General features: G+C 42.4%; 17 protein-coding genes. 8 read left to right on the top strand and 9 right to left on the bottom strand.

The window, feature by feature from the left end; translation table 11 throughout:
* The first annotated feature begins 5 nt into the window (after positions 1 to 5).
* On the top strand, positions 6 to 614 hold the full coding sequence (locus P8596_RS22460) for a Cif family virulence factor (RefSeq protein WP_224521701.1): 609 nt from the start codon (positions 6 to 8) through the stop codon (positions 612 to 614).
* A 30-nt stretch (positions 615 to 644) separates the two neighbouring features.
* Here the strand turns inward: P8596_RS22460 and P8596_RS22455 are convergent, their stop codons facing one another.
* From P8596_RS22455 to P8596_RS22425, 7 genes are all read right to left on the bottom strand, one after another.
* A complete protein-coding gene (locus P8596_RS22455; RefSeq protein ID WP_224521702.1) occupies positions 645 to 812 on the bottom strand; it encodes an aspartyl-phosphate phosphatase Spo0E family protein in 168 nt (55 codons plus the stop codon).
* A gap of 69 nt (positions 813 to 881) precedes the next feature.
* The gene (locus P8596_RS22450; protein WP_224521703.1) at positions 882 to 1,109 is read right to left on the bottom strand and encodes a hypothetical protein; all 228 of its coding nucleotides are present in this window, start codon (positions 1,107 to 1,109) and stop codon (positions 882 to 884) included.
* 11 nt (positions 1,110 to 1,120) lie between these two features.
* A complete protein-coding gene (locus tag P8596_RS22445) occupies positions 1,121 to 1,504 on the bottom strand; it encodes a DUF4176 domain-containing protein (protein ID WP_279725251.1) in 384 nt (127 codons plus the stop codon).
* Complete coding sequence (locus tag P8596_RS22440; RefSeq protein ID WP_279725249.1) at positions 1,501 to 1,863, bottom strand: YwqH-like family protein; 363 nt, start codon at positions 1,861 to 1,863, stop codon at positions 1,501 to 1,503. The genes P8596_RS22445 and P8596_RS22440 overlap by 4 nt, the downstream gene beginning before the upstream one ends.
* 185 nt (positions 1,864 to 2,048) lie before the next feature.
* Complete coding sequence (gene treC, locus P8596_RS22435; RefSeq protein ID WP_279725248.1) at positions 2,049 to 3,734, bottom strand: alpha,alpha-phosphotrehalase; 1,686 nt, start codon at positions 3,732 to 3,734, stop codon at positions 2,049 to 2,051.
* 334 nt (positions 3,735 to 4,068) lie between these two features.
* Positions 4,069 to 5,484 (bottom strand): PTS system trehalose-specific EIIBC component, encoded by a 1,416-nt coding sequence (treP, locus tag P8596_RS22430; protein ID WP_034765394.1) that lies wholly within the window; start codon positions 5,482 to 5,484, stop codon positions 4,069 to 4,071.
* 294 nt (positions 5,485 to 5,778) lie between these two features.
* The gene (locus P8596_RS22425; protein WP_279725247.1) at positions 5,779 to 6,525 is read right to left on the bottom strand and encodes a hypothetical protein; all 747 of its coding nucleotides are present in this window, start codon (positions 6,523 to 6,525) and stop codon (positions 5,779 to 5,781) included.
* A 411-nt stretch (positions 6,526 to 6,936) separates the two neighbouring features.
* Between P8596_RS22425 and P8596_RS22420 the strand changes: the two genes are divergently transcribed.
* Together P8596_RS22420 and P8596_RS22415 are read left to right on the top strand one after the other, a co-directional pair.
* Positions 6,937 to 7,857 (top strand): peptidoglycan endopeptidase, encoded by a 921-nt coding sequence (locus tag P8596_RS22420; protein WP_279725245.1) that lies wholly within the window; start codon positions 6,937 to 6,939, stop codon positions 7,855 to 7,857.
* Positions 7,858 to 8,223: 366 nt separating this feature from the next.
* The gene (locus tag P8596_RS22415) at positions 8,224 to 8,781 is read left to right on the top strand and encodes a DUF6241 domain-containing protein (RefSeq protein WP_279725244.1); all 558 of its coding nucleotides are present in this window, start codon (positions 8,224 to 8,226) and stop codon (positions 8,779 to 8,781) included.
* A gap of 40 nt (positions 8,782 to 8,821) precedes the next feature.
* Here P8596_RS22415 and tagU read toward each other — a convergent pair whose 3' ends face one another.
* The gene (gene tagU / locus P8596_RS22410) at positions 8,822 to 9,757 is read right to left on the bottom strand and encodes a polyisoprenyl-teichoic acid--peptidoglycan teichoic acid transferase TagU (protein WP_279725243.1); all 936 of its coding nucleotides are present in this window, start codon (positions 9,755 to 9,757) and stop codon (positions 8,822 to 8,824) included.
* 83 nt (positions 9,758 to 9,840) lie between these two features.
* Positions 9,841 to 10,662 carry an SGNH/GDSL hydrolase family protein gene (locus P8596_RS22405; RefSeq protein WP_279725241.1) on the bottom strand — a complete coding sequence of 274 codons (822 nt, stop codon included), beginning with the start codon at positions 10,660 to 10,662 and terminating at the stop codon, positions 9,841 to 9,843.
* A gap of 197 nt (positions 10,663 to 10,859) precedes the next feature.
* Here P8596_RS22405 and P8596_RS22400 point away from each other — a divergent pair, with 197 nt between their 5' ends.
* The 5 genes from P8596_RS22400 (at position 10,860) to P8596_RS22380 (ending at position 15,553) form a co-directional block, all read left to right on the top strand.
* On the top strand, positions 10,860 to 11,603 hold the full coding sequence (locus tag P8596_RS22400; protein ID WP_279725239.1) for a YveK family protein: 744 nt from the start codon (positions 10,860 to 10,862) through the stop codon (positions 11,601 to 11,603).
* A 22-nt stretch (positions 11,604 to 11,625) separates the two neighbouring features.
* Complete coding sequence (locus P8596_RS22395) at positions 11,626 to 12,300, top strand: CpsD/CapB family tyrosine-protein kinase (protein ID WP_060672885.1); 675 nt, start codon at positions 11,626 to 11,628, stop codon at positions 12,298 to 12,300.
* Between the two features lie 106 nt (positions 12,301 to 12,406).
* On the top strand, positions 12,407 to 13,174 hold the full coding sequence (locus P8596_RS22390; RefSeq protein WP_279725238.1) for a tyrosine-protein phosphatase: 768 nt from the start codon (positions 12,407 to 12,409) through the stop codon (positions 13,172 to 13,174).
* A gap of 328 nt (positions 13,175 to 13,502) precedes the next feature.
* Entirely contained in the window at positions 13,503 to 13,643 is a 141-nt protein-coding gene (locus tag P8596_RS22385) for a hypothetical protein (protein WP_279725236.1), read from the top strand.
* An 89-nt stretch (positions 13,644 to 13,732) separates the two neighbouring features.
* A complete protein-coding gene (locus P8596_RS22380) occupies positions 13,733 to 15,553 on the top strand; it encodes a polysaccharide biosynthesis protein (RefSeq protein WP_279725234.1) in 1,821 nt (606 codons plus the stop codon).
* Positions 15,554 to 15,556: the final 3 nt, after the last annotated feature.

The raw sequence follows: 15,556 nt of genomic DNA, 5'->3' as shown, positions 1-15,556 counted from the left end.
GAGCATTGTCGAAACAGCATTGGAAGAAAATCATGTTGGGAATTGGCATGAGCACGCTACTATTGGGTGCTTGTGGGGCAGACGAAGAGAAGAAGGAAGACAAAGAGACGGCAAAGAAGACGGAAGAGGTCAGCCCGAAAGATGATCCTGCAACTGATGAAGCGGCATCCCTGACCCAAATGACGCAGATCGTGGAGGACGCAAGTGAACTGAAGGAAGCGGAAGGGATCCCTGCAGAGGAAAAAACGGCGATCGACGCTGCCTTTAATCAATATATCAATGCCTTTAACGAAGAAGATTTCGAATCATACATGAGTGTCATCTCGAAGACACCGGTGAACTTCAAGTACGAAGATGAAGAGCGCTATGTGAAGCAGATCTTTGATAGTGTCGATTCGAAGCGTACCGTGGATAATGTGAAGATCATCAACTACGCAGGCAAGAAAGCGGATGTGTATGCAGAAATCAAAGCGACGACGAAGGATCCAAACAGCGATAAGGAAGTGACCCGTTCTGGGAAGCAAGTAACCGTGTTCCATAAGAAAGAAGACGGATGGAAGGTAGCGGCGATTTTCTTCTTGGCCAGTGAAGGCGAAGAGGATGCTACGGAATAATGAAGAAAGGCTGTGCCGGGGCACAGCCTTTTATTTTTGATTCAATTGGTGGTACGTGTTAAATAGTTCATCGAGTTCCTGGCTGAGTTTCACTGTTTTGGGATGTGAAAAGCCATGGTATTGGGCAAGGTATTTAAGTTCCAGACGCTTTGTTTCCATTTCATGAAGAAGCTGTTGATCTTTTTCGGTTGCGTTCATTACAGGAACTCCTTTTTCCTTTATTATCCCATAAAAGTGTTTAAATGTTAACTTGAAAAATATTTCGGTTTACTTTTTGAAAAATTTAGAACGGACACCAAGTAAAAGGATGGCAAAACCATAGTTGACAACGGCAATGACCATAAATGCCGGGAGTTGTTCAGGCATGGAAGTGCCGGTGAAAATGGCAGGGCTGATGATGGCAAGTGGCATCGTTCCGCTGATGAACCCCATGATGGCAAATACAAGGAGCCCGGTCCGGATGATTTTTCTAAGGGATGGATTGTCTGAGAACATCGGTACACCTCCTAGTAAGTATTTTCCTCGCGGTCGGCTTCTTCACGGATTTTCTTATCTTCCTCCGTCACGTAGCCGTTATGTAAAACCTCTTCGATCAGATTCCTATTAAAGAAAACATTGTAGTCGGGAGAAATATTGCCTTCCGGGTAAGGGACCCCGATATAGTCGTATTGTTTATTCGTGCTCACCTGGATTTGATTGTAGCCATAAATCATGACCGGTTTATCCACTTTAGACAGCTTTACGACGGTTCCAATGGGAAGAAGCTTAGTCGGATCCAGGCTTTCTTCTTTTACGTCCTCTTCCTTTTTAGGTTCCTCTGCAGTTGTCTGGCTGCAGCCCAGTAAAGTGAATGTGATACAGATAAGCATAAATAAAAATTTAATCTTCATCTTGATTCCTTACTTTGTTCCAGCTCGATTCGGGCACGTTCATTGGCGATGCTCGTTTCGAGGGACTGGATCTCTGTCCGAAGTGAGGCGATTTTGTCTTCGATGGTGGTGATGGCCATATCCATTTGGTTATGAGATAGTTCTTTATAGGAAAATAACATGTCTTCCCGGATTTCCGTGAAAGCGTTGGCTAATGTACCCTGCCAGGTAGTCGGGGTAAGGTCTGGTGCAGTAACGGATGATTGATGCTGAAGAAATTCACTTTGAAGGGCATTGAGGATGGAGTGGGAATTTCTTAAGCGAACAATCTGCTCTCTTTTTTCATGGAGTTGGGAAGTTAAATATGATAAATAGGACAAGACTTTCATCCCCCTTTTAATAGTAAACGCACTCATTTATGGTATCAAATGGAAAAGGTGAGTGGGTATGGGCTATTTGTACCGAAGTATATTTCGTGACTTAACTACCATATACCCATATTATGGGTTTGTAATCGTGTGAAATTGAAAAAGGCATTGTCCATATGAACAATGCCTGATCTTCTTTATTTTGTTAATCGAAACACCACAGACTCATAAGGACGAAGCGAGGTTTGAGAATACACATTCCTCGTATCCTCATAATTTGAAATCAGAACCTCACTCGACCAGCCTTCCACATCCACCTCGTCAGGAAGCGTGAACTCCGTCTCGCGAGCATAGAAGTTATTCACCACAAGCAGCTTTTCGCCGTCACCATTCCGCACATAGGCAAAAATATCAGGGTGATCTTCCAGGATCAGTTGGTAGTCACCGTCGACGATGATGTCGTATTCCTTGCGGAGTCGGTTCAACTTCTGGTAGTGATAGAAGACTGAGTTTTCGTCTTCCAGCGCCTGTTCGGCATTGATTTCCTGATAGTTCTTCGCCACAGGGATCCAAGGGGTGCCGCTCGTGAACCCGGCATTCTCGTCACTGTTCCACTGTACCGGTGTCCGTGAGTTGTCGCGGGACTTGTGGCGGAGGATCTCGAGGATCTCTTCTTCCGTTTTTCCTTGTTCCTTCAATATATTGAACGTATTGAGGGACTCCACATCACGGTACTCCTCGATGCTCGTGAACTTCGGATTCGTCATTCCGAACTCTTCCCCCTGATAGATATAAGGGGTACCCTGCATCATATGAATCGTCGTCGCGAGCATCTTTGCCGATTCGTTGCGGTACTCACCGTCATCACCGTAGCGGGACACAATCCGTGGCTGATCATGGTTGCACCAGAAGAGGGCGTTCCAGCCGCCACCTTTGTGCATTTCGCGCTGCCAGGTAGAGAGGATGTCCTTCAATTTCAGGAAATCGAAGTCGGCGACCGACCATTTCTCCCCGTTCGGATAATCCACTTTCAAGTGATGGAAATTGAACGTCATGCTGAGCTCGTTGCGGTCCGGGTTGGAGTACTTGATACAGTTGTCGATCGTCGTTGAAGACATTTCCCCGACGGTCATGATGTCGTATTGAGAAAAGACTTCCTTGTTCATTTCCTGCATATACTCATGGACCTTTGGCCCGTCCGTGTAAAACTTCCGTCCGTCCCCGGGAGCGACCGATCCGTCATCATCCGGGAAGTCCTGATCTTTGGAGATGAGGTTGATGACGTCCAGGCGGAAGCCGTCGACACCTTTCTTCAGCCAGAAGTGCATCATGTCATAAAGCTTCTCACGGACCTTGTCGTTCTCCCAATTCAAATCGGCCTGTGTGACGTCAAAGAGGTGAAGGTAATATTGACCTGTTTCCTCATCATACTGCCACGCATTGCCCCCGAACTTCGACTGCCAGTTGGTCGGCTCGGAGCCGTCCTCCTTGCCGTCCTTCCAAATATAGAAGTCACGGTACTCATTATCCTTCGACTTCCGGGACTCAATGAACCACTGATTCTCCGTAGAGGTATGGTTGATCACGATATCCATGATGATCTTGATCCCTCGTGAGTGGGCTTCCTCCAGAAGCTCATCGAAATCCTCCATCGTCCCGTACTCTTCGTGAATATTAAAATAATCACTAATGTCATAGCCGTTGTCATTTTGAGGAGACTTATAAATCGGCGTGATCCACACCACATCAACCCCAAGCTCCTTCAAATAATCCAGCTTCGCCGTAATTCCCTTAATATCCCCAACGCCATTCCCCGACGTATCATAAAAACTCTTCGGATAAATCTGATACACAACCGACCTCTTCCACCAAGCCTGCTTCATACCACATGCACCATCCTTCTTATATTTTTGAGGGACGGACCTCAACTTTTTAGCTTATCCGCCTCATTTATTTGATGTCATCATTGTTCTAATGCCATTTGTTCTCTGAAGGTCTGTCATTTTAGAGGGACGGACCTTCCATTCTCCGTCACAAACCCTTATCTAATAGGGAAAGACGCTCCAAAACAAGCAGATTTGAAGGTCCGTCCCTCCAATTGAAAAGGGAGACAAACATCCCCATCACTATCCCTTACAGGTGAGTGCTAAGAATTGATTTGTCCCCCTTAGTTTAACTTGTATATACAAGTTGGTGCAACTGTTTTCTCTCTATTGTTTATGCTGGTTCGTTTTTGCTGAATTTGGACCAGACGATGGTCAGTACGAACGGTACGACGATACAGATGGCCATTCCGATGAAGAACGGCAGCCAGTATTCAGGAATGATGGATAAGAATCCTGGTAATCCACCTACACCGATGGAGAATGCTTTCGTTCCTGTCATCGCAAGCAACACACCACCGATGGCAGAACCGATCAAGGCACTGATGAACGGGTAGCGGTAGCGCAGGTTCACCCCGAACATCGCCGGTTCTGTAATTCCAAGATAAGCTGAGATGGCAGACGTACCAGCCAGGCCGCGAAGCTTTTCGTTTTCTTTCTTGGCTACAACCATCATGGCAAGTGCTGCTGAACCTTGTGCAATATTCGATAGGGCAAGGATCGGCCATAGGAAGGTTCCACCTTCACTACCGACGAGCTGCAAGTCGACTGCAAGGAAGGTATGGTGCATCCCTGTGATAACCATGACGGCGTATAATCCACCATACAGGAGACCACCTAACCATGATACGTGATCGAACACCCACACGACGCTATCCGTCAGCATGTTACCTATAAAGAAGGTCACAGGTCCGATCAGGATGAAAGCGGCAAATCCGGTGATCAGAAGGGCAACAGGTGCCACGACCAATAGCTTGATGGAGTCATGAACTCTCTTATCCAAGAACATTTCAATCTTCGCTAATAGATAGGAAGCGAAGAGAATCGGGAGAACTTGTCCCTGATACCCGATTTTGTCGACTTCAAATCCGAATAGGTTCCACGTAGGAATCTTTTCTGCACTTGCATATGACCAAGCGTTCAGTAAGTCCGGATGAACAAGCATAAGACCTAATACGATACCGAGTAACGGACTTCCGCCGAAACGCTTGACTGCTGACCAACCGATCAACCCTGGCAGGAATACAAAGGCCGTGTTGGCAATCAAGTTAATGATCGAGGCAAAATCTGCCCATTGCTTATGAACATCAATGACCGATTTCTCATCATAGAAAATCCCCGGTCCGGTCAAAATATTATTCAGACCCATCAACAAACCGGCCGTTACGATCGCAGGCAGGATCGGGATGAAGATATCCGCCAGTACCTTGATCGCACGCTGAAGGGGATTCAGGTTCTGAGTCGCCGCATCCTTAACATCCTGTTTCGATGCATGCTCAATTCCCGTTTCCTCTGCCAAAATTTGATACGCTTTATTCACAAGACCTTGTCCAATGACAACCTGGAACTGACCGTTGGAGGAGAAGGAACCCTTCACCAGATCAATTGCCTCTAATCTTTCTTTATCCACTTTCTTCTCATCATTCAGCACCAGCCGTAGACGAGTCACACAGTGCGTGGCCGTGCGGATATTATCCTTACCGCCAATCGCTTCAATGATTTCGAGAACGTCTTCACGTTTCACGCTCATGAAATTCCCTCCCTTGGAATGGTGAAAGATGTCGGGCGTCAAGCCTTGTACCCGCTTTCATTTCTATTAATGGAATTCCCCTAATTAGTATGTGAAAAACGCTTTACATCATGCTTTTATCAAAACGCTTTCATTTTATGGGGGGTGTTGTATATACAAGATATACTCTTATTGTATTCATGTATATACAAGTTGTCAACGAAAAAGTGTAGCCGTTTACATTTAAGTTAATGGTGATCATAAAAAAACCTTGAGGCAACTGAATGCCTCAAGGTTTATCTAAATGTAGAGTCCTTAAAATGTTCTCCCGTTTGTAAGGTTCCCAGTCCTCACACCAACAAAGAACCAGACCATTTCATTATTGTCCCACTTCACAACAAATTTGATCGCTTGTTCAGGAATATCATTTGAGATGTTTATTTTGTTTCCTGCTTCTTCTATTTCTTTGAAATCCTTTCCATCATGATAGTAAGCATAAATAGTGGGCTCACCCTCGCTATTCTTAAATGAAAAATCGAGTGTAGCAGGTGAAGCCATCGTTATTTCCTTTACATTATTCACTTTTCCATCAGGCAGGGGAAAAGGGTCAGTGCCATAGACACAACCTTCACCGTCTGAAGTCCAGCAATAGCTACTCTTGATCGGAATCTCTTCACCATCGAATGTCAGCGAAACTTTAGGTGAGCCATTTTCATTGATCTGTGTTGAAGTATGCCGGGCCAAGAAGCCTGAATAAAGAGAAGGACCAACGTACAGTAAAAAGATTGCTGCAGGGAGCAGAAAAATTCCTTTTACAAGCCTGCCCCTTAGGTCGATTTTTTGATAAATAACTTCATCTACCACATAAAAAATAGTAGAAGCGAAGATCGGTACACCTGCATAGGGCACCGATGAAAGAGGTGAGGCAAGACCAAACATATAGATGCTGACAAGCAGGGAAGGAAGAATATGAATAATGAAGTTTACTATATGAGCATACTGCTTCATTTTCCTTGTGATCACTCCCGCAAAGAACGTCACAGGAATTCCGACCACAATCATTAATACTCCGCCTACTAAAGTATAAATCCCTAGCAACTGAAGATAAGATTCGAGAGGGAAAAGAATAGGTGTGAGCAATAGTACCAGAACAATTGAGAGAAAGATTACTTTTAATTTACTTTTTATCATGGAATCACCTTTAAGTTTGATACTAAAAGTATATCAACAGATAGAAGTGGATTCACTGCTTTGATTCAATATCTTCCTGTTTATTCCTATAAAAAAATCAATAGCCTATTTTGTTTAATGGTAATTGGAAGTTCAACCATAAAGTACCAAGTGTTATTGTACTGGGGTTTCTTCCTGATTCTTCTTTATATAAGAATATTAGCCTATTAAAATATCAGTCTATTTCATAGATAATGGACAAGCACTAAAATTCGACACTATCTATGAAGAGGAGACATTTTTTTGAAGAAATCAATTATTGCCTTTACTGCTGCTGCATTAGTCTCGACAATGGCTGCCAATTCAACGGAAGCGGCTTCTTACCGCGTACAATCAGGTGATTCCCTTTCCGTGATTGCATATAAATATGATACGTCCGTTTCAAACCTGAAAAACTGGAATAACCTGAACTCCGACTTGATCTATGTGAATCAAGTACTGGAAGTCTCGGCTCCAAGCAGTTCTTCTGCTAAAACCTATACCGTCCAATCAGGTGATTATCTATCAAAAATCGGTGCTAAATACGATGTCTATGTTGCCCAACTTAAATCATGGAACAACCTGAGTAGTGATGTCATCTACCCTGGTCAAACGTTGATCGTTTCTTCCGGCGGAACAACAACGCCACCAGCGTCAACGGGATCAAGTACTTACACAGTACAATCAGGAGACACCCTGTCACATATCGCCGTCCGTTATGACGTGAGCGTGTCATCCATAAAGTCTTGGAACGGCTTAAGCTCCGACACCATTTACGTCGGTCAAAAGCTATCCATTAATGGTACATCTGACGGCGGAACTCAAGCACCATCATCAACTGTCGTCGACATCGCCAAGAAATATGTAGGAACACCGTACGCATGGGGAGGCACATCGCCATCCGGCTTCGACTGCAGCGGATTCATCTACTACGTCTTCAACCAGGCGGGACAATCGATTGCACGTACGAACACAGAAGGCTACTACAGCAAATCCTATTTCACATCCAGCCCGAAAGCTGGCGACCTCGTATTCTTCGAAAATACGTATAAAGCCGGCATCAGCCACATGGGGATCTATCTTGGAAATGGGGAATTCATCCACGCATCCGACAGTGGGGTAGTCGTATCGAAGTTGAGCAATACGTATTGGAATCCTAAGTTTGTTGGGTATAAGAGATTTTAAGTTTGATTGGAGCGTCCTGCCTTGTGAGGTAGGGCGCTTTTTCATGGAGTTACTCTCTACTAACTAGGCCGTCCAGTAAAGAATGAAAATTCCCCTTGTAAAAAATATCGCAAAAAACCGCAGTGACAACCACGACTGATTCTTCAAATGTATCAGATCTCCCTTTATGTAGAGTTGGAAATGATTTAACAAACTACGTACCACCATACGGAAGTCAGTCCGGAAAGACAATCAAATGAGCGACTGTCTTTCGGGTATGGTAATATAAGGATGTCAATCTTCACGTCCTTGAAGGACTATTTGCATGTAATCTAGAAGAAGTTTACATATAGAAAATGGATTCAAATACGAGGGGGAGATTGAATCGTGAGCAGGAAGACAGTCGGAATCATCATCGGGAGTGTATTATTGTTAACTGCTTTAGGTGTGTACATAGCTGTGGGCACTTTAAATATGGGGACAGGAAATGGCGGAGGAGCAGACCGGAATGCTGCCGGTGGGACCGTGGAACGAACGACGGGAGTAGAGATGAATGATGATGAAGAGGATGGACAGAAAGTAAGTGAAGGTGGAAACCCTTTCGGTGAAGAAGTCAAAACCCCCTTAAGCGAAAAACTGATGCAGCAGTATATACATGCCATGAGCCATCAAAAGGTAGCGGCAAAAGAAAAGTGGTCATTCTTTCAAATCACGGATGAGCGGATTGAGTACCTGCTGAATCAATTAGAAATCAATCAGTATCAACATGAAAGTACATACGAAGATATATTGAAGAGCTGGAAAGAGGGAGATTTCTCTGATGCCGTCAGTGATCATAATACGATTTGGCGGATCCAGGACGGGACCGTTGGAAAAGCGACCAGCCTGCTGTCACCTAAGGAAGAAGAGGCCTATCTCAATAAGCAAAAAACGGAAAAAAGGTAAAAGAAGAGGCTAAGGATCTGCTGATCCTTAGCCTTTCTTCTTATAATTCAAGGTGCTTTTTAAGAGTATCCTGAATCTCATTCAGTTCATCATCAGGAATCACGTAATAATAGATTCCGTCGATTTTTGTACCTGTGCCGGTCTTGATTTGAATCTGTTCTATATCTTTTGATGCTGATTTGTAGTGTTTTTGGATTTCGACCATTTCTTCGAATGTGAGATTGGTTTTGACGTTACTTCCCAGAGCATCGAAGATATTATCGAAGTTCCAAAGACTTGATACGCTTGCCCCTTCACGAATGACGGCCTGGATGACTTCACGTTGGCGAAGTTGTCTTCCAAAGTCTCCTCGTGGATCTTCATATCTCATACGTGAGAAAGCCAAAGCTTCTTTTCCATTCAGGTCAAGCTTTCCTTCTCGGAATGTATATCCATCATAATTGAAGTTCAGATCATTATTGACCGTCACACCACCAACGGCATTCACGATATCCTTGAAACCGTCCATATTGATCTGTACATAGTAATCGATGGGGATATCGAGTAACTCTTCCACAGTATTCATGGACATTTCCACACCGCCGAATGCATAGGCGTGGTTGATCTTATCTCTTGTACCGTGACCTACAATATCGGTCAGAGTATCACGGGGGATACTGATCATCTTCACGGATTTAGTCTCCGGATTCACGGTAAGGACAATCATGGAATCCGAGCGCCCTTTATCATTCTTTCGTTCATCTACACCTAATAGAAGAACAGAGAATGGTTCTTTGTCTTTAAATTCAATTTCTTTCGTACGTTTCGACGATTTGTCACGGTCGATCGGGGAATGCATGGTTTCCACTGCTTTATTCAATGAAGCATAGATGCTATATCCATATACACCGCCGGCAACAATTAGTAACAGTACAATCATACCAAGGATCTTTGGCCATCTTCGTTTCTTTCTTTTCGTATGTTTATCACTTCTCATTAACGTTTACCTCACCTTTAGTTAGCCTACTCCATAAGATAGCAGATTCGGGACCAATTGCATAGATGGAATTTTTGAATTATTTATGAAGATTCTGATGATTCATTGATAAAATATTCTATTAAATAATCCGCCCAGATTTCATATCCCTTTTCGTTAGGCGTGTCCTGAGATTCGATTAAGTAATCGCTGAGAGTCTCATCATCCGGCCATGAACCCCAGTGGTCAAGATATGAAATGGATTCTTCTGCGGCAAATTCCTTCAAATCCTCAATTTGCTGAGGATAGTATGTGGCTCCTTCTAATGGATGAGGAGGTTGAAGAAGTAAAACACTGTCCTCATTTGTTTCCTGGAGTTCTCTCAAGAACATAAGAATGCTTTCATGGTTCTGAACGGTCCCTACCTGATTAGAGTTATCGGTAAGGGAGAAGGGTTCTAATAGGACAAGATCGGGTTCGAAGGCAAGAACATTGTCGGATTTCTCGCCATTGATGAATTCAATGGACGTGACTTCCGATTGAAAGATCTCCACGTTCACTTGAGAACCGAGTTCAGATGAAAGCTTTTCTTTTAATTGAGGAGCCCAACCATTGTCGCTTTCCCCCATAGCAGGGGAACCGACAATGGCCAACTTGAAGGGTTCACCTTTCTTCTTTAGCTCTTTAAAATGAGTGCGGGCTTCTTCCGGCCAGTTGGAGATGATAGAATCAAGATCTTTCTTTCCTTTCACTTCGGCTGCTTCCTCTTCAGGGGCAGGGGCTTCCTCTGACGGAGAATTTTCAACCGTCGTGGTGTCCTTTTCTTCAGAAGCCACCAAGGTCGTCTTCTCTTTCCAGTACATATTTCCAAGGTACAGGAAGACAACACAACTGATGGCCAATAGCGTGAGCAAAAACTTTTTCATAGAAATCTCCTTTCCAGTAGGTAAATGGTGACAAGAAATAAATACCAATTATGATAATTCCCTTTTCAAATAGAAAAATTTGTAGTTTAATAGATAAGTATGGAAATATTACAATTCAATTAAAATTATGACAATAAATGAGAAAAAAAACAACAAGATATGATATTATTTTACATATTTTTCTTTAGGAGGACGTTATGGAAGAAACAATTAGTTTGAAGGAATTGATCGAGACCATAAAGAAGAGAATGCAGCTCATCCTGCTCATCACTCTTACAGCCATTATTGTAAGCGGAGGGGTAAGCTTCTTTCTGTTGACACCTGTGTATCAATCCTCAACTCAATTACTGGTCAATCAGTCCAAATCGGATCAACCGGCTTATAATATTGGAGAGATTCAAACGAATCTTCAATTGATTAATACGTATAATGTCATTATGAAAAGCCCGGCCATTCTTGAGAAGGTCATTGCAGATTTGAACCTGGATCTTACAGTAGAAGAATTAAATGAGAAACTTATGGTAGGCAGCGAAAAAGACTCCCAAATTATCAACATTTCTGTTAATGATACCGATCCAAAACAGGCAGCTGCCATTGCCAATAAAATAGCGGGTGTCTTTCAGGGTGAAATCGGTAAGATCATGAATGTGGATAACGTAAGTATTCTGGCGAAAGCTGAAGTGGAGAAAGATCAATCTCCCATCAAACCGATACCTTTACTGAATATCGCCATTGCTACAGTCATAGGATTGATGGTTGGAGTCGGTTTAGCCTTCCTATTAGAATTCCTTGATAACACGATTAAGACAGAACAGGAAGTAGAAAAAATCCTAGGCCTTCCGGTACTTGGATCAATCACACGAATCCAGGATCAGGCAGAACAAGCGAAAAGCCGTTCCCAACGAAAATCAAGAGTGAGAGGTGAGACAGTTGGCTCTTAACAAGAATCTTAAAAAACAAATGATGAATACCAAACGTAAATTGATTACGAAAACGGATCCGATGTCTCCGATCTCTGAACAATATAAAACAATTCGAACCAATATCAATTTCTCTTTCATTGATCAGGAATTACGTTCCCTTATGGTCACGTCCTCAGGGCCTGGTGAAGGGAAATCAACTACCTCTGCCAATCTCGGCGTCGTCTTTGCCCAGGAAGGGAAGAGAGTTCTCCTGGTTGACGCGGATATGCGTAAACCCACGGCTCATTATACATTCGGATTGAATAATACCTTTGGGTTGACGAGTGTACTGACACGTCAGAAGAGTTTAACAGAAGTAACCCATTCATCCGATGTGAAAAACCTGGACCTTCTCACATGCGGTCCCATCCCGCCAAATCCGGCAGAACTTCTTAATTCGAAGCGCATGGAGCACTTCTTTAAAGAGGTGCATGAAGAATATGACATGGTGATCTTTGATACGCCACCGGTACTTGCCGTGACAGATGGACAAATATTAGCGAATCAATGCCAAGGAACCATCCTTGTCATCAGTTCAGGCACCACAGAAGTGGACAGGGCAGTAAAATCAAAAGAATTATTAGAGGCAGCCAAGGCGAAACTAGTTGGAGTTGTATTGAATAATAGAGAAATGAAAGATAGTAATTACTACTATTATTATGGTGGAAATAAATAACATAAATAACAATCATGTATTCACTTTACATTTTTAAACATTATAGTAAAATATGAACGGGTGTATTAATAGGTATAATTAACTAATTTGGTAAGGAGGGGTCGGCATGATAGACATTCACAGTCACATTTTGCCTGGGATAGATGATGGAGCCAAGACGATTGAGGATAGCATAGATATGGCGAAACAAGCAGTTTCTGAAGGCATTCATACAATCATCGCGACTCCTCACCACCGTAATGGGAAGTATGAGAACAAGAAGTCTGATATCCTGCCTCTAGTGGACACTGTCAACGAAGCTTTTAAAAGAGAAAACGTGAACCTGACAATCCTGCCTGGGCAGGAATGCCGCATATATGGTGAGATTTTAGAAGATTATCAAAAAGGTGAAATTCTTCCCCTTAATCAATCATCACAGTATCTATTCATCGAATTTCCATCTAGTTCTGTACCAAGGTACGCAGAACGTCTGCTCTACGATATACAAGTCGAAGGTCTGACACCGGTCATCGTCCATCCGGAGCGAAATGCCGAATTGATCGAACGACCAGACAAATTATACAAACTGGTCAAGAATGGTGCCATCACTCAACTGACAGCTTCCAGCCTGGTGGGCTACTTCGGAAAGAATATCCAAAAGTTTTCAGACCAGATGATTCACGCCAACCTGGCTCATTTCTTAGCATCAGACGCCCATAACATACATAACCGCACCTTCAAAATGGAAGAGGCGATGGACTATATAGAGAAAAAATACGGAATCGACATGGTCTATTACTTTACCGAAAATGCAGAAATGCTCGTAGACGGAAAAACAATCTATAAAGAAATACCTGAATTGATCAAAAAGAAAAAATTCCTCGGAATCTTCTAACTCAGGTCAAGATACAGGTAATCCTAAGGTACTATTGTCGTTGGTATACAAGAAACAAAAGCTCTAAACAGACAACAGTAGAATTTTGGGAATGTCTCCTTACCGTTATCATTGGAGGCACTCGGTCACGCCGTGGGTGAAGAGTAGATGCTTAAACCTTAGACGCTTTGTCGTCATTGGTGGGATGTGAGGAAGGGTTTGATGCCCACAAATACTATAATAGTAGAAGATAGTAAAGATTTTAAATGAAAACGTTTTAAGTAATTCGTTCTAATAGTGGAGTTAAATAGATTAAATAGATTAATTGTAAAATCAAGGAGAAAATGAATTGAAAGATTTTAATTCTTTGTCTAAGAGCATGAAAAAAGCCATAAGGTATATCTATCAGGATGCCCCTATAGAGCGACTGGAAGAAATAAGAGCACTAATCAACCAAGCCATTGAAAAAAGATTGAATGATCAAAAGTAAATCTAGATACCTAAGGAAAGGGTATACGGTTGTATCTTTTCCTTAGGTATTTAATTTGTCAAAATAACATTAGAAAAGAAGGGATTTATATGAGTTATACAAAACGGGTATCGTTGCTGATGCTGTTGGATTCATTGATCGTGTTAACAGCAATTTATTTCGGTTATTACCTCCTCCACCCAACATTCAGCCTGTACACGTTAACTACACTCGTCTTTAGCTCATGTGCACTACTGGCGAGTCACCATGTATTCGCTTTTATTTATCGTCTCTACCAGAAAGCATGGGAATATGCCAGTGTGGGAGAAATGGTCGCCATCATACGTGCGATTACGTTTTCCATTGTCACTACAGGTGTTCTTCAATTTATTGTAAATGGTGATATATATGTTCGGGTACTAGCAGTCACTTGGATGCTTCATATTATCTTAATAGGTGGATCACGATTCTCTTGGAGAATGTACAGACACTACTACATAAAACCTAAACAGGAAAAAAAGCGTGCTTTAATCATTGGAGCAGGCTCTGCCGGATCCATGCTTGTCCGTCAGTTAATAAAAAGCCAAGATACAGATTTGCATCCAGTTGGATTTATTGACGATGATACTAAAAAAATGAGGCTCCAAATTTATGGTGTAACGATACTTGGCCGCACTAAAGATATACCTACTATAGTTGAAAAGCACCAAGTTGATAATATCATCATTGCCATTCCTTCTCTACGTAAGGGCGAGATACAAGAAGTCTATCAACAGTGCAGTAAAACTTCAGCAAAGGTACAGATTATGCCGATGATAGAGGATATAGTATCTGGTAAAGTATCCGTAAACCAATTCCGCGAGGTACAGGTAGAAGATTTACTTGGCCGTGAACCAGTAGAACTGGATACTGATAGCATCTCAAAAAAATTATCAGGGAAGACAGTATTGGTTACAGGAGCAGGGGGTTCAATTGGGTCTGAAATTTGTCGACAAGTAAGTAAATTTAAACCTAAGAAGCTTTTATTATTAGGCCATGGTGAAAATTCTATTTATACAATCGATATGGAATTAAGAAACAAATACGGAACTGAGTTGAAAGTCGTTCCTATCATTGCAGATATACAAGATCGAAATCGTATTTTCGAAATATTTGAAGAACATGGTCCTGAGGTTGTGTATCATGCGGCAGCTCATAAGCACGTGCCATTGATGGAATTTAATCCGAAAGAAGCGGTTAAGAACAATGTGATCGGTACAAAGAATGTGGCGGAAGCAGCAGATACATTCGGAGTTAAAACATTTGTCCTTGTTTCGTCTGATAAAGCTGTTAACCCTACGAATGTAATGGGTTCAACAAAGAGAATTGCTGAAATGGTGATTCAGAATCTGGATAAAGAGAGCAAAACGAATTTTGTTGCTGTTCGTTTCGGGAACGTACTTGGAAGTCGTGGAAGTGTTATTCCGTTGTTTAAAAGACAAATCCAAGCAGGTGGCCCTGTTACGGTTACCCATCCTGAGATGACGAGATACTTTATGACAATTCCAGAAGCTTCCCGATTGGTTATGCAGGCTGGAGCACTGGCACGAGGTGGAGAAATTTTTGTTCTTGATATGGGTGAACCGGTGAAAATAGTTGACCTTGCGAAAAATCTTATTAAGCTATCCGGTTATACAATAGAAGAAATTGGCATTAAATATGCGGGGATTCGTCCTGGTGAAAAGATGTATGAAGAACTACTGGGTGAGAATGAAGTTCATGGAAAGGCTGTTTTTCCTAAGATATTTATTGGGAAGACGGTTGAGTTTGAATATCAACGGGTTTCAAACTTAATTGAGAACCATACAGACTTTGATTCTAAGTATTTAGCTAACTATGTGTTAGATCTTGCTAATAAAAAAGAACGTATATTAATAAAAAATGCCAACTAAGGG

The organism is Rossellomorea sp. DA94 (assembly GCF_029834455.1).
Taxonomy (GTDB): Bacteria; Bacillota; Bacilli; order Bacillales; family Bacillaceae_B; genus Rossellomorea; species Rossellomorea vietnamensis.
Note: the sequence above shows the minus strand (reverse complement) of the source record. Positions and strands in the feature narration are given on the sequence as shown.

Coding starts and splice junctions, on each gene's coding strand:
- P8596_RS22455 (WP_224521702.1), bottom strand. CDS start 812: ATGAACGCAACCGAAAAAGATCAACAGCTTCTTCATGAAATGGAAACA.
- P8596_RS22450 (WP_224521703.1), bottom strand. CDS start 1,109: ATGTTCTCAGACAATCCATCCCTTAGAAAAATCATCCGGACCGGGCTC.
- P8596_RS22445 (WP_279725251.1), bottom strand. CDS start 1,504: ATGAAGATTAAATTTTTATTTATGCTTATCTGTATCACATTCACTTTA.
- treC (WP_279725248.1), bottom strand. CDS start 3,734: ATGAAGCAGGCTTGGTGGAAGAGGTCGGTTGTGTATCAGATTTATCCG.
- treP (WP_034765394.1), bottom strand. CDS start 5,484: ATGAGCGTGAAACGTGAAGACGTTCTCGAAATCATTGAAGCGATTGGC.
- P8596_RS22425 (WP_279725247.1), bottom strand. CDS start 6,525: ATGATTGTGGTCGGAATTCCTGTGACGTTCTTTGCGGGAGTGATCACA.
- tagU (WP_279725243.1), bottom strand. CDS start 9,757: ATGAGAAGTGATAAACATACGAAAAGAAAGAAACGAAGATGGCCAAAG.
- P8596_RS22405 (WP_279725241.1), bottom strand. CDS start 10,662: ATGAAAAAGTTTTTGCTCACGCTATTGGCCATCAGTTGTGTTGTCTTC.
- P8596_RS22400 (WP_279725239.1), top strand. CDS start 10,860: ATGGAAGAAACAATTAGTTTGAAGGAATTGATCGAGACCATAAAGAAG.
- P8596_RS22395 (WP_060672885.1), top strand. CDS start 11,626: ATGAATACCAAACGTAAATTGATTACGAAAACGGATCCGATGTCTCCG.
- P8596_RS22390 (WP_279725238.1), top strand. CDS start 12,407: ATGATAGACATTCACAGTCACATTTTGCCTGGGATAGATGATGGAGCC.
- P8596_RS22380 (WP_279725234.1), top strand. CDS start 13,733: ATGAGTTATACAAAACGGGTATCGTTGCTGATGCTGTTGGATTCATTG.